Annotated in this window: 22 protein-coding genes; 11 read left to right on the top strand and 11 right to left on the bottom strand. The window is 66.0% G+C overall.

Going from position 1 to position 20,188, the window contains the following annotated elements; genetic code table 11:
* Window positions 1–187: 187 nt before the first annotated feature.
* The 3 genes from ASG20_RS15255 to ASG20_RS15245 are packed head-to-tail and all read left to right on the top strand — an operon-like array spanning window position 188 to window position 1,864.
* A complete protein-coding gene (locus ASG20_RS15255; RefSeq protein ID WP_056054548.1) occupies window positions 188–694 on the top strand; it encodes a DNA-deoxyinosine glycosylase in 507 nt (168 codons plus the stop codon).
* An 18-nt stretch (window positions 695–712) separates the two neighbouring features.
* Window positions 713–1,213 (top strand): DUF1993 domain-containing protein, encoded by a 501-nt coding sequence (locus ASG20_RS15250; protein ID WP_056054546.1) that lies wholly within the window; start codon window positions 713–715, stop codon window positions 1,211–1,213.
* 42 nt (window positions 1,214–1,255) lie between these two features.
* The gene (locus ASG20_RS15245; protein ID WP_056054544.1) at window positions 1,256–1,864 is read left to right on the top strand and encodes a DedA family protein; all 609 of its coding nucleotides are present in this window, start codon (window positions 1,256–1,258) and stop codon (window positions 1,862–1,864) included.
* Here ASG20_RS15245 and ASG20_RS15240 read toward each other — a convergent pair.
* From ASG20_RS15240 to ASG20_RS15200, 9 genes are all read right to left on the bottom strand, one after another.
* A complete protein-coding gene (locus ASG20_RS15240) occupies window positions 1,842–2,114 on the bottom strand; it encodes a DUF1488 family protein (protein ID WP_056054542.1) in 273 nt (90 codons plus the stop codon). The two genes, ASG20_RS15245 and ASG20_RS15240, sit on opposite strands and share 23 nt — an antisense overlap.
* 78 nt (window positions 2,115–2,192) lie before the next feature.
* The gene (gyrB, locus tag ASG20_RS15235) at window positions 2,193–4,724 is read right to left on the bottom strand and encodes a DNA topoisomerase (ATP-hydrolyzing) subunit B (RefSeq protein ID WP_056054539.1); all 2,532 of its coding nucleotides are present in this window, start codon (window positions 4,722–4,724) and stop codon (window positions 2,193–2,195) included.
* Window positions 4,725–5,221: 497 nt separating this feature from the next.
* Window positions 5,222–6,034 carry an OmpA family protein gene (locus tag ASG20_RS15230; protein WP_231420559.1) on the bottom strand — a complete coding sequence of 271 codons (813 nt, stop codon included), beginning with the start codon at window positions 6,032–6,034 and terminating at the stop codon, window positions 5,222–5,224.
* An 87-nt stretch (window positions 6,035–6,121) separates the two neighbouring features.
* Window positions 6,122–7,309 (bottom strand): DNA replication/repair protein RecF, encoded by a 1,188-nt coding sequence (locus ASG20_RS15225; protein ID WP_056054534.1) that lies wholly within the window; start codon window positions 7,307–7,309, stop codon window positions 6,122–6,124.
* Window positions 7,310–7,507: 198 nt separating this feature from the next.
* Window positions 7,508–8,317: a Coq4 family protein gene (locus ASG20_RS15220; RefSeq protein WP_056054531.1), complete on the bottom strand. Its 810-nt coding sequence runs from the start codon at window positions 8,315–8,317 to the stop codon at window positions 7,508–7,510.
* A gap of 52 nt (window positions 8,318–8,369) precedes the next feature.
* The gene (locus ASG20_RS15215) at window positions 8,370–8,798 is read right to left on the bottom strand and encodes a type II toxin-antitoxin system VapC family toxin (protein ID WP_056054528.1); all 429 of its coding nucleotides are present in this window, start codon (window positions 8,796–8,798) and stop codon (window positions 8,370–8,372) included.
* Window positions 8,795–9,046, bottom strand: coding sequence for a type II toxin-antitoxin system Phd/YefM family antitoxin (locus tag ASG20_RS15210; protein WP_056054526.1), 252 nt, complete (start codon window positions 9,044–9,046; stop codon window positions 8,795–8,797). Before ASG20_RS15210 ends, ASG20_RS15215 begins: the two co-directional genes overlap by 4 nt.
* A 54-nt stretch (window positions 9,047–9,100) precedes the next feature.
* Entirely contained in the window at window positions 9,101–10,219 is a 1,119-nt protein-coding gene (gene dnaN, locus ASG20_RS15205; protein WP_056017955.1) for a DNA polymerase III subunit beta, read from the bottom strand.
* A gap of 130 nt (window positions 10,220–10,349) precedes the next feature.
* The gene (locus tag ASG20_RS15200; protein ID WP_056054522.1) at window positions 10,350–11,003 is read right to left on the bottom strand and encodes an outer membrane protein; all 654 of its coding nucleotides are present in this window, start codon (window positions 11,001–11,003) and stop codon (window positions 10,350–10,352) included.
* Window positions 11,004–11,142: 139 nt separating this feature from the next.
* Between ASG20_RS15200 and ASG20_RS15195 the strand changes: the two genes are divergently transcribed.
* From ASG20_RS15195 to ASG20_RS15180, 4 genes are all read left to right on the top strand, one after another.
* Window positions 11,143–11,826, top strand: coding sequence for a histidine phosphatase family protein (locus ASG20_RS15195; RefSeq protein ID WP_056054519.1), 684 nt, complete (start codon window positions 11,143–11,145; stop codon window positions 11,824–11,826).
* A gap of 161 nt (window positions 11,827–11,987) precedes the next feature.
* Window positions 11,988–12,464, top strand: coding sequence for a hypothetical protein (locus tag ASG20_RS15190; RefSeq protein ID WP_443025953.1), 477 nt, complete (start codon window positions 11,988–11,990; stop codon window positions 12,462–12,464).
* Window positions 12,465–12,694: 230 nt separating this feature from the next.
* A complete protein-coding gene (gene rlmN / locus ASG20_RS15185; RefSeq protein WP_056054514.1) occupies window positions 12,695–13,903 on the top strand; it encodes a 23S rRNA (adenine(2503)-C(2))-methyltransferase RlmN in 1,209 nt (402 codons plus the stop codon).
* On the top strand, window positions 13,887–14,654 hold the full coding sequence (locus tag ASG20_RS15180; protein ID WP_056054511.1) for a sulfite exporter TauE/SafE family protein: 768 nt from the start codon (window positions 13,887–13,889) through the stop codon (window positions 14,652–14,654). The genes rlmN and ASG20_RS15180 overlap by 17 nt, the downstream gene beginning before the upstream one ends.
* Before the next feature lie 109 nt (window positions 14,655–14,763).
* Here ASG20_RS15180 and ASG20_RS15175 read toward each other — a convergent pair whose 3' ends face one another.
* Entirely contained in the window at window positions 14,764–15,381 is a 618-nt protein-coding gene (locus ASG20_RS15175; RefSeq protein WP_056054508.1) for a flavin reductase family protein, read from the bottom strand.
* Between the two features lie 51 nt (window positions 15,382–15,432).
* On the opposite strand from ASG20_RS15175, the gene ASG20_RS15170 reads away from it, so the two are divergent.
* The 3 genes from ASG20_RS15170 to ASG20_RS15160 are packed head-to-tail and all read left to right on the top strand — an operon-like array spanning window position 15,433 to window position 18,214.
* On the top strand, window positions 15,433–16,179 hold the full coding sequence (locus ASG20_RS15170; protein WP_056054504.1) for a cytochrome b/b6 domain-containing protein: 747 nt from the start codon (window positions 15,433–15,435) through the stop codon (window positions 16,177–16,179).
* Entirely contained in the window at window positions 16,176–16,937 is a 762-nt protein-coding gene (locus ASG20_RS15165) for a molybdopterin-dependent oxidoreductase (protein ID WP_056054501.1), read from the top strand. The genes ASG20_RS15170 and ASG20_RS15165 overlap by 4 nt, the downstream gene beginning before the upstream one ends.
* 50 nt (window positions 16,938–16,987) lie before the next feature.
* Entirely contained in the window at window positions 16,988–18,214 is a 1,227-nt protein-coding gene (locus ASG20_RS15160; RefSeq protein ID WP_056054498.1) for an SAM-dependent methyltransferase, read from the top strand.
* A gap of 123 nt (window positions 18,215–18,337) precedes the next feature.
* Here ASG20_RS15160 and ASG20_RS15155 read toward each other — a convergent pair whose 3' ends face one another.
* Window positions 18,338–18,727 (bottom strand): EF-hand domain-containing protein, encoded by a 390-nt coding sequence (locus ASG20_RS15155; protein ID WP_056054495.1) that lies wholly within the window; start codon window positions 18,725–18,727, stop codon window positions 18,338–18,340.
* A 147-nt stretch (window positions 18,728–18,874) separates the two neighbouring features.
* Between ASG20_RS15155 and ASG20_RS15150 the strand changes: the two genes are divergently transcribed.
* Entirely contained in the window at window positions 18,875–20,116 is a 1,242-nt protein-coding gene (locus ASG20_RS15150) for an argininosuccinate synthase (protein WP_231420560.1), read from the top strand.
* The last annotated feature ends 72 nt before the right edge of the window (window positions 20,117–20,188 follow it).

Raw genomic sequence — 20,188 nt, 5'->3', positions numbered from 1 at the left:
TGCCTGTGGGGATCAAAGACCAGAGGGACGGATGCGATAGCGATCCACAGCGCAGAGCCTCGTCATCCTGACGAAAGTCAGGACCCAGGGTTACGAACGGTGACTTTCGCGGCTCTGGGTCCTGACTTTCGTCAGGATGACGGATGGGGGTTGTCGAACGGAAAGCTATCCTCACTAAAGACCCCCTATGTCCCTCAAGCACTCCTTCCCCCCGATCGTCGCCCCCGACGCGCGCCTGCTCGTCCTCGGCAGTCTCCCTGGCGACCGCTCGCTCGCCGCACAGCGTTATTATGCGCATCCGCAGAACCAGTTCTGGCAACTGATGTCGCCCGTCGTCGGTCGCGACCTTCCCGCGCTAGACTATGACGATCGTCTCGCCACCTTGCGCGCGCACCGAGTCGCGCTGTGGGACGTGATCGGATCGGCCCGCCGCGCTGGCAGCACCGATGCGGCGATCGCCGATATCGAGGGCAACGACATCGCCAGCCTCGTCGCCACCCTCCCCGATCTCCGTGCGATCGCGTTCAACGGCGGCACCGCGCTGAAGCAGGGTATGATGCTGTTAGGCCGGGACTTTATCGGCGCGGAGATCGTCGCGCTTCCGTCGAGCAGTCCGCTCCACACCGTCGGGCTCGCGGCCAAGCAACCCGCGTGGAGCGCACTGGCCGCGTTCCTGCTCGACCCGCCTGAATAGCGCGCCTAGCCTGACCGCATGACCAGCCTCTACGACCTCACGGTCCCCGCCTTTCGCCGCGGCTTTGCCAGCCTCTCCACGATCCTGACCGCTGGCGAGAAATACGCCCGCGACCACGGCATCGCCGAAGCAGACATGCTCGACACCCGCCTGGTCGCCGACATGGCGCCGCTGACCGCGCAGGTGCAGCGCGCGAGCGACACCGCCAAGGGCGCGATGGTGCGGATCGGCGGTATCCCCAACCTCGCCATGGCGGACGACGAGACCAGCTTCGCCGCGCTCCAGCAGCGCATCGCCGCGACGCTGGCGTTTCTCGACGCCGTTCCCCGCGCCGCGATCGACAACCAGGAAGACGCTCCCGTTACGCTCGTCACGTCGGGTGGCAGCGTCGATTTTACCGGCCGGAGCTATGTGCTCCGCTTCGTCCTGCCCAATTTCTATTTCCACATTACAACGGCCTACGCGCTGTTGCGGATGCGCGGCGTGCCGATCGGCAAGATGGATTATCTCGGCCGATAGCGACGGCTGGTCAAACCCGGTGCGGTCCGGCAAGTGCGGCGGATGTCGATCGAAAGCTTCATTTCGCAGTACGGCCTCGCCGCGATCTTCCTCGGCGCTGCGTTCGAGGGTGAGACCAGCGTCGTCACCGGCGGGCTGCTCGCGCACCAGCATATGCTGCCGTTGGCCGGCAGCGCGATGGCAGCGGTGACCGGGTCGTTTTTCGCGGACCAGCTCTTCTTCTTCGCCGGCCGCCATTATCGCGACACCAAGCGGGTCCGCCGGATCGCCGAGAAACCCGCTTTCGCCAAGGCGCTCGACACGCTCGACCGACATCCGACGATCTTCATCCTCGGCTTCCGGTTCCTGTACGGCCTGCGCACGATCAGCCCGATTGCTATCGGCACCTCGCATATTCCCGCACGCACCTTCGTCGTGCTCAACGCGATCTCCGCGCTGGTGTGGGGCGTGGTCTTTACCGCGATCGGCTATGTGTTCGGCGACGGGCTGATCGAGCTGGTCGACAAGGTTATGCCGAAGCAGAAGCTCGTCGGCGTGGCGATCCTGGTTGCGGTCGCGGCGCTGGTGATCACCGCGATCCGCGTCTGGCGAGGCCGGCACGCCCGCAAGGCCGCGCCTCAGGCAACCGTCAGTCCAGATCGTTCTCGCTGATCACGACGATCTCCTGGTCGGAATCACGGGCCAGCGCGACGACGCCCAGATCGGCGATCTCGTCGAGATGCTGCCGGAAGATCGCCACCGCATCACCCTCTGGTGCCACCGTGCTCAAAGCTTCGAGCACGTCGTACTGCACCGCGAACTGATAGCGTTCTTCGCTGACTTCGCCCTCGAACTCGACCTGACGCAGGTCGCTATTGTCTTCGAGGGTCTTCATATCGATGTCCAACCGGTCTTCGGCCATGCGTATCACTCCATTGATAGACGGCGTTCAAGCGCGGTTGGACCCTCGATGTTCCGTTCTCGGGCTAAGGCTCGGGGCTCAGACGTCGAGGTTGGCGACGTTGAGCGCGTTGTCCTGGATGAACTCGCGGCGGGGTTCGACGACTTCGCCCATCAGCTGGGTGAAGATCTCGTTCGCGCTCTCGGCGTTGACCGCAGTGACGCGGAGCATCGAGCGGACCGACGGGTCAAGCGTGGTTTCCCAGAGCTGTTCCGCGTTCATCTCGCCAAGGCCCTTGTAGCGCTGGATCGCGAGACCTTTGCGCCCAGCAGTCAGGATCGCGTCGAGCAGGTGGCTCGGGCGCGAGACCTGCGTCGAGCCGCGTGCGGCGACGGCGGTGACCGAGCCGATCACGCCGGCACCGGCCTCCGCACCCTCTTCAGCCTCGGGCTCTTCGGCCTGCGAGGCCTTGCTCGCGGGGACGAGGTTGGAGGTGTGGGCATAGCTTTCGGCATGCTCGCCCGACAGCGCGTGCAGCTTGCGCGCCTCGGCCGACACCAGGAAGCTGGCCTCGATGATGTGGTGATCGGTGACGCCACGCCATGCACGCTGAAAATGGATGCCACCGTCCTCGGTCAGCACCGCGGTCCAACGAGCATCGCCGTCGTCGAGTTCGAGACGGTGCGTGACGACTTGCAGCCGCGACGTGCGATCCTCGACCGACGCCTCGGGATCGAACACGCCGCCGAGCGCGAGCGCCTCGATCATCCCGGCATCGTAGCGCTTGGGGACGTAGCGCATCAGCGTCCGCATCCGGCGCGCGTGATCGACCAGATCCTTCAGGTCGCGCCCCGAACGACCGCCGCCGGGACCGTCGAGCACCATCGTATTGACGCCCGCATCGACCAGATATTCGTCAAGCGCCGCGTCGTCCTTGAGGTACACCTCGGACCGGCCCTTGGTCGCCTTATACAGCGGCGGCTGGGCGATGTAGAGATACCCGCCCTCGATGATCTTGGGCATGTGGCGGTAGAACAGCGTCAGCAGCAGCGTGCGGATGTGCGCGCCGTCCACGTCTGCGTCGGTCATGATGACGATCTTGTGGTAGCGCAGCTTGTCCGCATTGAAGTCGTCGCGGATGCCGGTGCCCATCGCGGTGATGAGCGTGCCGATCTCGCGGCTCGACAACATCCGGTCCTCGCGCGCGCGCTCGGTGTTGAGGATCTTGCCGCGCAACGGGAGGATCGCCTGGAAATGGCGATCGCGGCCCTGCTTTGCCGAGCCGCCTGCCGAGTCACCCTCGACCAGGAACAGTTCGGACTTGGCGGGATCGCGCTCTTGGCAGTCGGCGAGCTTGCCGGGCAGCGAGGCGATGTCCATCACGCCCTTGCGACGCGTCAGTTCGCGCGCGCGCTTGGCGGCTTCGCGCGCGGCGGCGGCGTCGATGATCTTGGCGACGATCGCTTTCCCGTGCGCGGGATTCTCTTCGAGCCACTCGGCCATCTTGTCGGCCATCAGGCTTTCGAGCGGCTGGCGGACTTCGGACGAGACGAGCTTGTCCTTGGTCTGGCTGCTGAACTTCGGATCGGGCAGCTTGACCGAGACGATCGCGGTGAGCCCCTCGCGCATGTCCTCCCCGGTGAGCTGGACCTTTTCCTTCTTCAACATCCCCGATTTCTCGGCGTAGTTGTTGAGCGTGCGGGTCAGCGCGGCGCGGAATGCGGCCATGTGCGTGCCGCCGTCGCGCTGCGGGATGTTGTTCGTGAAGGCGAGGACGTTTTCGTAATACGAGTCGTTCCACTGGAGCGCGACGTCCATCGTGACGTCGTCGCGCGTGCCGCTGATCGCAACGGGCTCGGGCATCAGGGGAAGCTTGGCGCGATCGAGATACTTCACGAACGCGGCGATTCCGCCCTCGTAATACAGTTCTACGGTCTTGCGCTCTTCGCTGCGTGCGTCGCTCAGGAACAGGCGGACGCCCGAGTTGAGGAAGGCGAGCTCACGATAGCGGTGTTCGAGCTTGTCGAAGTCGAAATCGGTGATCTTGAACGTGGCCGGCGACGGGAAGAACGTGACGCGCGTCCCCTTCTGGCCTTCGGTGGCGGGGCCGACGACCTTCAACGGCGCGACCGCGTCGCCGAACGCGAAGCGCATATAATGCTCCTCACCGTTGCGCCAGATCGTCAGGTCGAGCCATTCGCTGAGCGCGTTGACGACCGAGACGCCGACGCCGTGCAGGCCGCCCGAGACCTTGTACGCGTTCTCGTCCGAGGTGTTCTCGAACTTACCGCCGGCGTGGAGCTGGGTCATGATGACCTCGGCTGCGGACACGCCTTCCTCGGTGTGGATGCCCGTGGGGATGCCGCGGCCGTTGTCGGTGACCGAGACCGAGCCGTCGGCGTTGAGGACGATGTCGATCCGGTCGCAATGCCCCGCCAGCGCCTCGTCGATCGCGTTGTCGCTGACCTCGAACACCATGTGGTGGAGGCCGGAACCATCGTCGGTGTCGCCGATGTACATGCCGGGGCGTTTGCGGACCGCGTCGAGGCCCTTCAGGACCTTGATCGAGTCCGCGCCATAGTCGCCCATGTTCGGGAGGTTGGGATTGTTGGTTTCGGGGTTGGATGCCATGCCGAGTATATAGGCATTCGGGGGCCGAAACGGAAGCGAAATGGCCTGCGGGGCTGGGGTGCCGGCGAGTGAAGTATAGGAAGTGCAGACGCTGGGAGCGTTTTGGTGCGGGTGTGCACTTCGATTGTCGGGCGTGTCGGTTCGCGGAGGTTCGGAGCGCCATGCGGGGATGGTGACAGGGTCTGGCTGTGTAGGACAGCGGCTCGCCCTTGCACCGCCCCGGCGAAGGCCGGGGTCCAATTGGAAAGGTCGCAGTAACGACGAACTGCGCTTCGTCAGGAATGTCCCCCAATTGGGCCCCGGCCTTCGCCGGGTTGGTACAATCTAGTGGAGGCGGGCGTGTCCCTCTCCTCTTGGGGAGAGGGAAGGAGGAGCCGGAGGCGACGGGAGGGTGAGGGGGAGTTGGGGTGCGTGCCCGAGCCTCACTCCCCTCTCCCTTCCCACGGCAAGGGCCGCGGGCCCCTTCCCTCTCCCCGGAGGGGCGAGGGAGCTAGTCTTCAGAAACGGTCGGCGCGTTGCCCCAGCAGGGTCACTTCGACGCGGCGGTTCAGGCGCATGCCGGCCGGCGTCGCGTTAGTCGCTACCGGGTCGTGCTCGCCGTGGCCGACCACGCTGAACCGCGCGCGCACCACGTTCATGTCGTCAAACGCCTGGCGGACGCTTGCCGCGCGACGCTCGGACAGGTCCTGGTTATGCGCGTCCGTCCCGCGCGAGTCCGTGAAGCCGTCGATCGCGACGCGGACGCCGGGGTTGCCGCGCAGGTAGCGGGCGAGCGGCCGCAGCTTCTCGATCGCTCCGGGACGCAGCACGGCGCTGTCGGTGCGGAACAGCACGTCCTCCTGCAGCGTCAACGTCGCGCCGCGCGGGGTCTGGCGGAAGCCGTAGTTGCGCATGGCGCCGCGATCCCACGTCGTGGTGGTCTCGACTACAGTCGTGCCGCCGCGGTCGCCGCGATAGCCGCGCGGGTCACGGCCGTATGCATCCCAGTCAAAGCGGTCGCGGCGGGGGCCTGCAATGCGCGCAAATTCGCGGTTGGCGTCGTCGGCTTCCCGCGGGCTGATCCGGCCATCGCCGTTCGCATCGAAGTTCGGCATCACGAACGCAATGCCGCGCCGCGTATTGCGCAGTTCGGGGAAGAGCACCGGAACGCCTGCGCCTTCCAGACGATAGCCGGGGCGCAACCATGGCGCGCGGCTCATATCGTAGCGCCCCTCGGGCCGTCCTCCGTCACGGACCTGCGCGAAAACAGGGGCGGTGGTTGCTGCAACCATCAGGACGCCAAGGGCTGCGCGCGTGAATTTCCGGGTCATCATCATCTCTCCGTGTCTTCGATGGACGGAGCTTTGCCCGCGCCCGCTTGAACGCGCGGTGAGCCTGCTCGACAGCGCGCGTTCAGCCTAACGCCCGACCGCGATCCGCGTTGCCCGGGGGCCGATCGCGTCGAACAGCGCGTCTTCGGTGCCCGTCATCCACACCTGGCCGCGGCCTGCGAGGCGGGCGAACAGCGCCGCGCGGCGAGCGGGATCGAGGTGCGCGGCGACTTCGTCGAGGAGAAGGACGGGGGGCTGGCCGGTTCGCTCGGCGACGAGATCAGCATGCGCGAGGACGATGCCGAGCAGGAGCGCCTTCTGCTCGCCGGTCGAGGCGAGCGAGGCCGCGCGTGCCTTGTCGAGATGCGTGACGATCAGGTCGACGCGGTGGGGGCCGCCGAGCGTGCGCCCGGCCGCGGCATCGCGCGCGCGGCCCTGGGCGAGGTCGGCTTGCAGGCGCGTGGTGTCGCCGGCCCAGCCTTCGAGTGTCAGGCCGGCGCGGGGGAATAGGCTGTCGTCTTGATGCGCAAGCCTCGTCCCGAGCAGCGTGACGGTCTCGCGCCGGGCGGCATCGACCGCGGCGCCGTGCTCGGCCATCTGCGCTTCGAGTGCGGAGAGCCAGTCGCCGTCGGGGCGGCCTTCGTCGGCGAGCAGGCGGTTTCGCGCGCGCATCGCGGCGTCATAGCGGGCGGCGTGGTGGGCATGGCTCGGGGCGAGCGCGAGCGTGAGGCGGTCGAGGAAGCCGCGGCGTTCGCCCGCGGGGGCGACGAACAGGCGGTCCATTGCGGGCGTGAGCCACAGGATCGTGAGCCACTCGGCGAGTGCGTTGGCGGTGGTGGTGGCGCCCTGGATACGGACGATGCGGCGTTCGGGGGCTGAAGCGAGCGTGCCGGTTGCGACGTCGACTTCGGCTGGAGCCTGTATCAGCCCCTGTGCTTCTGACTCCCCTTCCGTTTGCGGGAGGGGTCGGGGGAGGGGCGAGCTTTCCTCGGGAGCGGACGCCAGTACGTACGTCGCGCCCTCCCCTAACCCCTCCCGCAGGCGGGAGGGGAACAGCGTGGCCGCTACGCCGAAGCCGCCTGCCCCACCTTGTCGCGCCATCTCGCCGAGTGCGGCTCTCCGCAGCCCGCGGCCGGGGGCGAGCAGCGACACCGCCTCCAGGATATTCGTTTTGCCCGCGCCGTTCTCCCCAGTCAGCACGACGAACCCTGGTCCCGGCGTCAGCGTCAGGTCGGCATGATTGCGAAAATCGGTAAGGACGAGGCGCGAGAGCATTACCTCGGCCTTAGAGCAGTTTCGAAACCGATTGCATCGCCCTTTTCCGTCCGCCCTGAGCGAAGTCGAAGGGCATGGCGGAAGCGCCGGTGCTTCGACTTCGCTCAGCACGAACGGGGTGAGGGGTCGATCCGATCACAACCGCGCTAGCGACACGCCCAGTCCGCTATCGAGCCCAATGCGCTATCGAGCCTCGCGTCAGGCGGCGATCCGCTCCGGCGCCATCGCGGGTGCGGCCGTCGCGGTCGCCGCCTTCTGCGTGCTCAGATACGATGCCAGCGCCGGCCCAAGTTCGCGCTGCGCTCGCAGATACGCGACCGGGGTCACGATCCCGAGCCGCTCGCGCGCGGCCTCCAGCGGTTCGTGGAGCAGTTCGAGATAATCCTCGCCCGATACCCATTTCGCTTTGCGACCATTGCGATAGCCTTCCCAGACCGCCTTCGCGAACAGCTTGCTGCCGGTGACGCGCATGCTCTTCAGCGCCGCGGCCGAGCCGATCAGCGCCCAGCCGAGCCCGCCGACCTGCGCATAGCTGAACGCGACGAGTGCCGCTTCGCCCATGCTCTCGTCCGCCTTGTAGCCGGTCAGCACGTGCCAGATGTCGTGCGTGTCGCGCACCCGCCGGCCGAACCACGCATAGGGATGCGCCAGATCGTCCTCGGATGGCACGAGCCGCGAGACCTCGACCAAGCCGTCCGCGGAATAGCCCGTCGTCTCGAGGAAAGTGCGATACGCCGCCCCGACCGTGCCGGGCGCGAAGCTGGCGACGAACGCGGGGTCGGAGAAACGCTGCGCCAGTTCGACGCGGTCATAGGCGATCCGCCCGCCCTGCTCGGTAGCGATCAACCGCGCGTAGTTCATCGGCGCATTGCCGACGTTCAGCGCGCGCATGATCCGGAACACCTGTGTCGTGTCGTCGCCGTTCGCGAGCAATTTCTTGATCGCATCGAACGCCGTACGCCAATCGCGACGACCGGTCGTACCGGGAAACGGAGGAAGCTTCGCCATCGAGTCGACTCCTTACTGACATTGCTGTTAGTATTGAGCCACGGGCGAGGAGTCAATCGAGGACGGTATCCACGTCGACGCGCATTTGCGTGGCCGCCTGCGTAAGGTCGTGATCGAGTGTCGCTAAGGACCAACCGCGCGCTACGACGATCGCGAGGTGAAGGGCGTCTCCGGAGCGCAGCTTCAGATCACCGCGATCGAGCAACGTTGCCGCCAACGCAAAATCGGTTTCGGTGACCGACTCCACGTGAAGTTCCCCGGCGCAAAACCGTTGCCACGCCTTCATCACACCGTTCCAACCAGCGGTGTCGATGACGCCCAATCGTCGTTTCATCGCAAGCGCACCGGAAAACTCGGTGATGACCCAATGGCTGACCGCCAGAGTATCAGACCGTCGCGATAGCCATGCGCGTACGTCCTCGCTTTGCGCCTCGGCGGTGAAGGCCGACACCATCACCGCCGTGTCGCAGTAGAGGGTCAATACCGCGATGCGTCGCGCATCTGCCGGACCAAGTCACGTGCAGATGTCGGATCGTAAGGCAGCGACTTCGCCAGCGCTTCGAGCGCGTCGACGTCGATGGGCTTGCGGCGTGGCAACGGCGGCGCCTCGGGGGTCACGCGGGCGAAGGGCTGGCCGTTGCGCGTAATTTGCACGGCTTCGCCCGCTTCGAGCCGGTCGATGAGCGTGCCCAGTTCGTCTTTCAGATCCGCGATGTTGATCGAGTCCATGATCCGGTTCCTGCCTGTCGCGCCGCTATACCACGGCGCGACAGGCAGACCGAATCACACGCGCATCGGCATCAGCACGTACAGCGCGGGCGACTTGTCGTTCTCGCGGATCAGCGTCGGGGCGGCGGCGTCGGCGAGGTGCACCTCGACCATGTCGCCGTCGATCTGCGCGAGGATGTCCATCAGGTAGCGGCTGTTGAAGCCGATCTCGAACGGGAGCGCGACATAATCGCCGGGGACTTCTTCCGCCGCGGTGCCGTTTTCGGGCGATGTGACCGACAGCGTGATCTTGTCGCGGTCGAGCGCCATCTTGACCGCGCGCGTTTTCTCCGTCGCGATCGTGGAGACGCGGTCGACGCCTTCCATGAAGCTTTTCGGGTCGATCTTGAGGATCTTGTCGTTGCCGGTCGGGATCACGCGGCTGTAATCGGGGAAGGTACCGTCGATCAACTTCGAGGTCAGGATCGCCTGGCCGAGGTCGAAGCGGATCTTGGTCGGCGACAGCGAGACGCCGACCGAGCCGTCGACCTCGTCGAGCAGTTTCCGAAGCTCGCCGATGCATTTGCGCGGCACGATCACGTCGGGCATCGATTCGGCGCCCTCGGGACGCGGCAGCGTGACGCGCGCGAGGCGGTGGCCGTCGGTCGCGGCGGCCTTCAGCACCGGGTTCGAGCTGTCGCCGTCCGCCACGTGCAGGAAGATGCCGTTGAGATAATAGCGCGTCTCTTCGGTCGAGATCGCGAAGCGCGTCTTGTCGATGATCTGCTTGAGCGTCTCGGCGGGCAGTTCGAACTGGGTCGGCAGTTCGCCCTCGGCGATCACCGGAAAATCGTCGCGCGGCAGCGTCCCGAGCGAGAAGCGCGCGCGGCCTGCGACGATACTCATCCGGCCTTCCGACGCGGCGAGCTGGACCTGCGAGCCTTCCGGCAGCTTGCGCGCGATGTCGAACAGCGTGTGCGCGGACACGGTGGTCGCGCCGGGCTGGTCGACCGCCGCCGCGATCGATTCGTTGATCTGGAGATCAAGATCGGTCGCCATCAGCTTGAGCGTGCCCTCGGCGGTCGCCTCGATCAGCACGTTCGACAGGATGGGGATGGTGTTGCGCCGCTCCACCACGGACTGGACATGGCTCAGCCCCTTGAGGAGCGTTGCGCGTTCGATCGTCGCCTTCATGAAAATCCCCCATGCCGCCGCGGTCTGACTCGATACCGGGGGCAACTCCAAACCTACCTACCCAACAACAAAGGGCCGGGGCAAGCACCCCGACCCTTCGATCATGCAGGTAAATTCAGGGTTAACCGACTCAGAAGCGGAAACCGTAGCTGGCGACGACCTGGTGGCGATCGGTGTCGACGTCGAACCGCCCGCTGGTGCCGCCATTCGCATAATCGATGTTGCCACGCTCATAGTTCGAATAGCGGTATTCGAGCTTGGCGTAGCTGTTCGGGCCGACCGCATGCTCGGCGCCCGCACCGACGCGCCAGCCATTGAGCTTGAAGTTGGTGTCGGTGGACTGGCTGGTGTCGCCGGCGAGGACGTTCAGCTGAGAGTTGGTGTAGCCGCCCTTGACGTAGAGCATCGTCGTCGGCGTGACGACATACCCTGCGCGCGCGCCGACATAGATGTCGCGGCCCTGCTTGACGCGGCCGTAGCCGAAGTCGCTGGTATAGTCATTGCGGTCGCTCTTCGCGGTCGAGCCGGTCAGTTCGGCTTCTGCGCCGAGCACGACATTGCTCGAGGTGGCGATGTCGTAGCCGATGCCGCCGCCGTACAGCAGGCCGTCGATCTTCTGGTCGTCGCGCCCGTTGTTGTTGGACACGCTGCTGCCGGCGCCGGTGTGGTCGTAGCCGAGCGTGGCCTCGACGCGGGGGCCGGTGAAGGTCGGGTTGGTCTGCGCGAGGGCGGGTGCGGCCACTGCGGTGGTGGCGAGCAGCGAGACGGCGATGAGCGTACGCATTGGGTTACTCCTTACTGATCTGGCGCCCCAAAACGCGGGGCGGACCGCTCCAATGGACCAACTGCGCGGGCGTTGCATGAACCCCAGATAAACAGGGAAATCCGTTGCTTTTGCGCCACAGGGGGTTGAAACGCGGGCTATGATTCCAAGCCAACGGCAGGGTGAAGGCGACGCCCGATCAAGCGCAAAGCCGCCCGTGCGCAAGGGTCGCGATTTCGTCGCGCGGCACGGCGAAACCGTGTTCAATGCGGCGCATCGGTTGCAGGGGGATGCGGCGCATACGCCGCTTACGCGCGCTGGGTTCGCGCAGGCGGACGAGCTTGGGCGGGCGTTGCGTGGCGTGCTGGGGGTCAAGCCGGCGCTGACGCTTTGGGCGTCGCCGACCGGGCGGGCCTTGCAGACGCTGGCGGTGATCTGCGAGCATTTGGAGCTGGATTGGCATGATGCGCGGACCGATGCCCGGTTGGTCGAGATCGACATGGGATCGTGGGGCGGGCGCTATTATGCGGACGTCGTCGACGAGGTCGGGTCGGTGATGCTGCCGGGTGGGACGCTGAAGCCTGCGCCGGATGGCGAGACGTATGCAGAGATTGCTGCGCGGGTTGGTGGTTGGCTGGCGGATACCGCGGAAGATCCGGGTGATCGACTGGTGATCATGCACGGGATTTCGAGTCGGGTCATGCTGGGGGTGATGACCGGGGCGGTGGTCGATCCTGTGCTCGGCGCGCCGGTTGCGAAGGGGTTGCCGCAAGGGTCGGTCACGCTGGTGGAGAACGGACGGGCGACGGTGCCGCATCGGGGTACGGGATTCGCTCCGGCGTGAAATTCGCGTGGGTCGAAGGTCTCTCATCGGGCTCAAGCACTTCTGCCCCCCTCCCTGGAAGGGAGGGGTTGGGGGTGGGTCGGCTTCCCCATGTTCGAACCGATGGGGCTCGAGCGGGCCTACCCACCCCCTGCCCCTCCCTTCCAGGGAGGGGAGCCGTGTTGCGCCTGGCGTTGGCGGTGGGGTTGCTTGCGGGTGCAGCTCCCGCGGTGGCGCGTGACATCATCGGCATCTACAAGAGCTGGGGCGCCTTCCGCGACGCCTCGCCCGACCGCTGTTTCGCGATCGCGCGGCCGGTGATGGCGGGGGGGCGTTCGTCGGGATTTGCGAGCGTTGCGACGTGGCCCAAGCGCGGCCTGCACGCATCCTTGTATGTGCGGCTGAGCCGCGAGCGCGATCGGTCGGCCGGGGTGACGCTGACGGTGGGCGAGCGGCGATTCGCGTTGGTGGCGAACGGGCTGGATGCGTGGGCTGGTGATGCGCCTGGCGATCGCGCGATCGTGGCGGCGATGCGGTCGGGGCGGAGTATGAGTGTCGAGGCGGTTGGTGTCGGGGGGCGGCCGTTCGTCGATGTGTATGCGCTGTCGGGGGCGGCGACGGCGATCGATGCGGCTGTGTTGGCGTGTAGCGGGGGGTGAAACTTCGGGCGAGCCTCCCACCCACTGGTACCACCCCGGCGAAGGCCGGGGCCCAGTTGGAAAGGTGGTCGCGACTACGGGCTGAGTTGCACCATCTTCGTCCCCCAACTGGGCCCCGGCCTTCGCCGGGGTGGTGTTCTTGCTGGCGAAGGATGGAATCCAACGGACGGCCTACAGACTCATCCCGCAGCCAGTAGAAAAATCACGAAAATTCCGCTACGGGCTCGCGCATGCAGACCGCCGCGAACCTCATGCCCATCCCCGGGCACATCGATCCCGTGCCCGTTCCCCGCAGCTTCGTGCCGCGTAGCGACGGGCGGATCGACCTGCTCGGGCTGTCGCTCGCCGATCTGCGGATGGCGCTGGAGACGTCGCAGCTCGAGGAGAAGCAGGCCAAGCTGCGTGCGAAACAGCTGTGGCACTGGATCTATAATCGCGGCGCGACTGAGTTCTCGGCGATGACCGATATCTCGAAGACGATGCACCCGTGGCTCGAGCAGCGCTTCGTGATCAGCCGGCCCAATGTGGTCGAGGCGCAGGTGTCGACCGACGGCACGCGAAAGTGGCTGCTGCGGTCGGACGACGCGCAGGATTACGAGATGGTGTTCATCCCCGACGCGGATCGCGGCACGCTGTGCGTGTCGAGCCAGGTCGGCTGCACGCTCAACTGCACCTTCTGCCACACCGGCACGATGCGGCTGGTGCGCAATCTGACGCCCGCCGAGATCGTCGGCCAGGTGATGCTCGCACGCGATTCGCTGGGCGAATGGCCGAGCCAACCCGAGGGCCGCATGCTCACCAACATCGTGATGATGGGGATGGGCGAGCCGCTGTATAATTTCGAGAATGTCCGCGATGCGCTGAAGCTGGTGATGGACGGCGCGGGGCTCGCGCTCAGCCGCCGCCGGATCACGTTGTCGACGTCGGGCGTGGTGCCGATGATGGCGCGCGCGGGGGCGGAGATCGGCGTGAACCTGGCCGTATCGCTGCACGCGGTGACCAAGGAAGTGCGTGACGAGATCGTGCCGCTCAACCGGAAGTACGGCATCGAGGAATTGTTGCAGGCGTGCGCGGATTATCCGGGCACGAACAACGCGCGGCGGATCACGTTCGAATATGTGATGCTCAAGGACAAGAACGACTCCGACGACGATGCGCGCGAACTCGTCCGGTTGCTGCGGAAGTACGAGCTGCCGGCGAAGGTGAACCTCATTCCGTTCAATCCTTGGCCGGGTGCGACCTACGAGTGCTCGACGCCCGAGCGGATCAAGTCGTTCTCGAGCATCGTGTTCGGTGCTGGCATCTCGGCGCCGGTGCGGACGCCGCGCGGGCGCGACATCGATGCGGCGTGCGGGCAGCTGAAGACCGCGTCGGAGAAGAAGAGCCGCGCGCAGATCGATCGCGAGGCCGCTGCCGAGGCTGATGCCGCCTTTGTCTGATCTGGGTTCGCTGGGATTGGCGGCGGGGGCGGGAATGCTGGGCGGCGCGATGAACGCGCTGGCGGGCGGCGGCAGCTTCGCGACGATGCCGTCGCTGATCGCGCTCGGCCTGCCCTCGCCGATCGCCAATGCGACCAGCAACGTCGCGGTGCAGCCCGCGGCGATGGCGAGCGCATGGGCGTATCGCAGCGATCTGGGGCCGGTCGGCGGCGTCGGTATCCGGACGCTGGCGGGGATCACGTTCGTCGGCGGGCTCGTCGGCAGCCTGCTGCTGTTCTTCACCCCGGCGACCGCGTTCGACGTGATCGTACCGTGGCTATTGCTGATGGCGACGCTGGCGATCGCGTTCGGCAAGCCCGCCTCGACCTGGCTCCACGCCCGCGTTGCGATCGGGTCGCGCTCGCTGATCGCCGCGCAGACGTTGCTGGGGATCTATGGCGGCTATTTCGGTGGCGGCGTCGGGATGATGCTGACCGCGACGTGGGGATTATTGTCCGGTGCGTCGCCTGCCAAGCTCGCCGCGCCGCGCACGCTGATGCTGGCGACCGCGAATGCCGCGGCGACGATCGTGTTCGCGGCGACGGGCATGGTCGCGTGGACGTTGTGCCTGCCGATGATGGGGGGCGGCGTGGTCGGCGGGTATTTCGGCGCGCGGTTCGGACGGAAGCTGCCCGACGGCGTGATCCGCGCCTGGACGCTGTTCGTGACCGCGACGACGACGATCGTGTTCTTCTACCGGGCGTACCACTGACCTCCGTCACCCCGGACCTGTTCCGGGGTCCACGGTTCAGCGCACTCACGTCCCTCGATCGCGCGGTGCCGTGGATGCCGGAACAAGCCCGGCATGACGGAAGAAGGTATCAGCCGGGCCGGCGCATCTTGAAGAGCGCGTCCTCGGTGATCTCGAAGTAATCCGCAGGACCGCCGCCGCGCAGGATCGGTTGCGCGCGGGCGGTCTGGTATACACCGTCCGCCAGCATGCCGGCGTCGATGTGGATCGCGACCGCCTCGCCTAGCACCAGCCATTGGTCGAGTTCGCGGCCCTCCTTGGTTTCCAGGCGGATCAGCTGGGTGAGCTTGCACTCGAACTGCGCGCGCGACGCGGCGACACGCGCCGGTTTTACCTTGGTCGAGGCGGCCATCTCCAGTCCGGCCAGCGCGAACTCGTCGACGTCGGCCGCGACGTTCGCGGCGGTCGTGTTCATCGCCTCGCTCAGGTCGCGCGATACCAGGTTCCAGACGAACTCGCCGGTCGCCTCGATATTGGCGACGCTGTCCTTCCACCCCATCGACGAGAAGCCGATCAGCGGCGGGCTATAGTTGAACAGGTTGAAGAAACTGTACGGCGCGAGGTTCGCCACACCGTCGGCGGACAACGTGCTCACCCAGCCGATCGGCCGCGGCGCGACGATCGCGTTGAGGGGATCGTGCGGCAGGCGATGGCCGTTCGTGGGCTCGTAAGAATGCCATTCGGTCATACGCTTATCCCTGCTATGCAACGTTTCGACTGCCTAGAGCGAAGGTCGAGCATGAACGATCCCCTACCCATCCCGATTATCAAGCGCCACAAACTGGCGACACGCGTCTGGCACTGGGTGACGGTGGTGACGATGTTCATCATGATCGGCAGCGGGATCGGCATCCTCAAGGCGCATCCGCGGCTGTATTGGGGCCGGTACGGCGCGAATTTCGATACCGCGTGGACGACGCTCGACCAGTGGCCGAGCTGGCTGGTGTCGCTGCTCAACCTGCTGACGATCCCGACGAGCTACAACCTCGCGCTGTCGCGGCGCTGGCACCTGTTCTTCGCGCTGGTGCTGGCGTTCGCGCTGCTCGGGTTCATGATCGTCAGCCTGATCAACAAGCATTTCCAGCGCGACCTTCGCGTCCGCGCTGCCGAGCTTTCGCCGCGCGAGATCGCCCACGACGTGAAGGAGCATCTGGCGTTCCGCTTCCACGATCCGAAGCGACCGGGCGCGTACAATATCCTCCAGAAGCTGTCGTACGTGGCGACGATCTTCGTGCTGATCCCGGTGATGATCCTGACCGGGCTGACGATGTCGCCTGGGATGGATGCGGCGTGGCCGTGGCTGCTCGAGGTGTTCGGCGGGCGGCAGTCGGCGCGCTCGATCCACTTCATCGCCGCCTCCGGGCTGGTGCTGTTCATCGTCGCGCATCTCGCGCTGGTGATCCTCGCGGGGACGTGGAACGAGGTGCGGTCGATGATTACCGGGCGCTGGACCGTACCCACTCATGCCGAGGAGGACGTCGCATGAGCACGATCATCACCCGCCGTGCGCTTGTCACGGGTGCCGCGGTCGGCGCGGGCGTTCTGCTGACCGGGTGCGACAAGATCGCCGCGAACCCCGAGGCGCGGAAGATCCTGTTCATGGGCGAGGATATGAACCGCGGGCTGCAGCGCGCGCTGACCAACCGCAACGCGCTGGCGCCCGAGTTCAGCCCTGCGCAGATGTCGCCGATCTTCCGCTCGAACGGAACGAGCAATCCGGGGACGGCGGACTATACCGCGATGGTCGTCAACAACTTCGCGGATTACCGGCTGAAGGTCGGTGGGCTGGTCGATAACCCGCTGTCGGTCTCGCTCCCGCAACTCCGCCAGATGCCGTCGCGAGCACAGATCACGCGGCATGATTGCGTCGAGGGCTGGAGCGCGATCGGCAAATGGCAGGGGCCGAAGCTCGGCGCGCTGCTGACCGCCGCGAAGATCCGCGACACGGCGCGCTATATCGTCTTCACCTGCGCCGACCTCTACCGCGGCGCGAACTATTACGAGTCGGTCGATCTGGTCGACGCGTTCCATCCGCAGACGATTCTCGCCTGGGCGCTGAACGATCAGGTGCTCGACGTCGCGCACGGCGCGCCCGTCCGGCTCAGGGTCGAACGGCAGCTCGGCTACAAGCACGCCAAATACGTCATGGCGATCGACGCGGTCGCCAGCCTCGCCGGGATCGGGAAGGGCAAAGGGGGCTATTGGGAAGATAACGTGGATTATGACTGGTACGCGGGGATCTGAAGCGCGCCGAGGGGTGGCGCAATTCCGTACCAGTCATTAGCTAACGCGGCATGGCTCTTTTCGATCGTTTCCTGGCGCGGCAGGTTAAAACCGGCGAACTCACGCTTATCCACGCGGACGGCACAACCAAGCATTTCGGCAAGCCCGACCCCGCGTACAATCCCGTCACGATCCGACTGACCGAGCCCGGTGTTGCGGGGGCGATCATCCGCCACCCGGCGCTCGGCGCGGCGGAGGCGTTCATGGACGGGCGCCTGGTGATCGAACGCGGCGACATTCGCGACCTGGTCAATCTGCTCAAGGGCAACAGCCCGTGGGAGCGTGGCGGTGGTCTCAATCCGTCGCTGCCGATCAAGCTGCTCGACAAGGTGGTGCACCGCGTCGATCGCGTGAACATGGCGCGCCGGTCGAAGAAGAACGTCGCGCATCATTACGACCTGTCGGATCGGCTGTACGACCTGTTCCTCGACGCGGACCGGCAATATTCGTGCGCTTACTTCACCGATCCGGGCAATAGCCTGGAGCAGGCGCAGTCCGACAAGAAGGCGCACATCGCCGCCAAGCTGGCGATTCAGCCGGGCATGCGCGTGCTCGACATCGGCTGCGGCTGGGGCGGGATGGCGCTGTACCTGCATGCCAAGACCGGGGCCGAGGTGCTCGGCGTGACGCTGTCAGAAGAGCAGTTGAAGGTCGCGCGGCGGCGCGCGCAGGAAGCCGGGGTTGCCGACAAGGTGACGTTCGAGCTGATCGATTACCGCGCGCTGACCGGCAGTTTCGACCGGATCGTCTCGGTCGGGATGTTCGAGCATGTCGGCCCGGCGCACTACAAGGCGTTCTTCCGCAAATGCCGCGACCTGCTGACCGACGACGGCGTGATGCTGCTCCACACGATCGGCCGGATGGGCGGGCCTGGCGTCACCGACACCTTCACGACCAAGTACATCTTCCCGGGCGGCTATAATCCAGCGCTGTCGGAGATTGTGAAGGGGTATGAGGGGTTGCGGATGTTCCCGACCGATATCGAGGTGCTGCGCGTCCATTACGCGCTGACGATCAACCAATGGTATGATCGGACGGTGGCGGCGAAGGACGCGATCGTCGCGCTGTACGACGAGCGGTTCTATCGGATGTGGACGTTCTATCTGGCGGGCGCTGCGGCGGCGTTCCGGACTGGGGGGATGGTCAACTACCAAATCCAGCTGTCGAAGAGCCGGATGACGTTGCCGTTGACTCGCGACTACATGATCGAAGGCGAGCGGGCGTTGCGCGAGAGCTGACCTGCTCCCCTCCCTGGAAGGGAGGGGCTGGGGGTGGGTCGGCCGCTTGGGATGGGCGGCGCCTGCAAAACCGGCCGACCCACCCCTAACCCCTCCCTTCCAGGGAGGGGGATCGGTTGCGCTTTAACGCGGACCCTGGATCTGCGCCTTGGCCGCGGCGCGCTCGTCGCCGCCGATCTTGCCGTCGTGGTTCGCGTCGTATTTCGCGAACGTCGCCGCGAGCAGCGCCTGTGCTTCGGCCTGCGTGACCTTGCCGTCCTTGTTCTTGTCCGCGCTCGTGAACCACAGGTCGGCGAGGCGCTTGGCATGGACGGGATCGGGACGCCCTGCCCCGACCTTCATGTTGTCGATCCGTGCCAGCACTTCGGCGCGCGTAAGGACGCCGTCCTTGTTGGTATCCGATGCGGCGAATTCGGTCTTGAACTTGGCGGCGGCCGAGGCGCGCGTTTCCTGCGCGAGCGCCGGGGTTGCGAGACCGACAAGAACGAGAAGGGTGAGGCTTTGGCGTAGCACGGTCGGGACACTCCATTGGATGTGCGGCGCGAATAGCGGGATTCGGTTGTACGCGCCATTAACGCGTGTCAGGCGTCCAGCGGTTGCGCGAACGCGCCTCAGCGCATAGGGGCGCGGGCATTGGATATTGCCCGAAGGATCCTGCCCGTGACCGATCAGAGCAACCCCGCCGGCGGCGCCGGAATCAACCGCGTCGTACTCGCCTATTCCGGTGGCCTGGACACGAGCGTGATCCTGAAATGGCTCCAGCAGACGTACAACTGCGAAGTCGTGACCTTCACCGCCGATCTCGGTCAGGGCGAGGAGCTCGAGCCGGCGCGCGCCAAGGCCGAGATGATGGGCGTCAAGCCCGAGCACATCTTCGTCGACGACCTGCGCGAGGAGTTCGTGCGCGACTACGTGTTCCCGATGATGCGGTCGAACGCGTTGTACGAGGGGCTGTACCTGCTCGGCACCTCGATCGCGCGGCCGCTGATCGCCAAGCGGCAGATCGAGATCGCAAAGATGGTCGGCGCCGACGCGGTCAGCCACGGCGCGACCGGCAAGGGCAACGACCAGGTCCGCTTCGAGCTCGGCTATTACGCGCTGTCGCCCGACATCAAGGTCATTGCGCCGTGGCGCGAATGGGATCTCACCAGCCGCACTAAGCTGATCGAGTTCGCCGAACAGCACCAGATCCCGGTCAGCAAGGACAAGCGCGGCGAGTCGCCCTTCTCGACCGACGCGAACATGCTGCACACGTCGTCCGAGGGTAAGGTGCTCGAGAACCCGTGGGACGAGGTGCCGGATTACGTCTATTCGCGCACCGTGAACCCCGAAGACGCACCCGATGTCCCCGAGTACATCACGGTCGATTTCGAGCGCGGCGACGGCGTCGCGATCAACGGCGAAGGGATGAGCCCGGCTACCCTGCTGTCGACGCTCAACGAATACGGACGTCGCCACGGCATCGGCCGCCTCGACCTCGTCGAGAACCGCTTCGTCGGCATGAAGAGCCGCGGCATGTACGAGACTCCCGGTGGCACGATCTATCAGCTCGCGCACCGCGGCATCGAGCAGCTGACGCTCGACCGCGGTGCCGCGCATCTGAAGGACGAGCTGGCGCCGCGCTATGCCGAGCTGTTGTATAACGGGTTCTGGTTCAGCCCCGAGCGCGAGATGCTGCAGGCGGCGATCGACCACAGCCAGACGAAGGTGTCGGGCACCGTCCGCCTGAAGCTCTACAAGGGCGGCGTGTACGTGGTGGGCCGCAAGTCGCCGAACTCGCTGTATTCGGAGAAGGTCGTGACGTTCGAGGACGACCAGGGCGCCTACGACCAGCGCGACGCGGAAGGCTTCATCAAGCTGAACGCGCTGCGGTTGCGATTGCTCGGGCGGCGCGACCGGTAACGGTCGGTCGCCAACCTCGTTCGGCATTGCGCGTTAATCAAATGTCATCGACTTGAGGGCAGGCTCGCATTT

It is taken from the genome of Sphingomonas sp. Leaf198 (assembly GCF_001424005.1).
In the GTDB taxonomy this organism is placed as follows: Bacteria; Pseudomonadota; Alphaproteobacteria; order Sphingomonadales; family Sphingomonadaceae; genus Sphingomonas.
The sequence above is the reverse complement of the archived record's forward strand: the minus strand, read 5'-3'. Positions and strand labels throughout refer to the sequence as shown.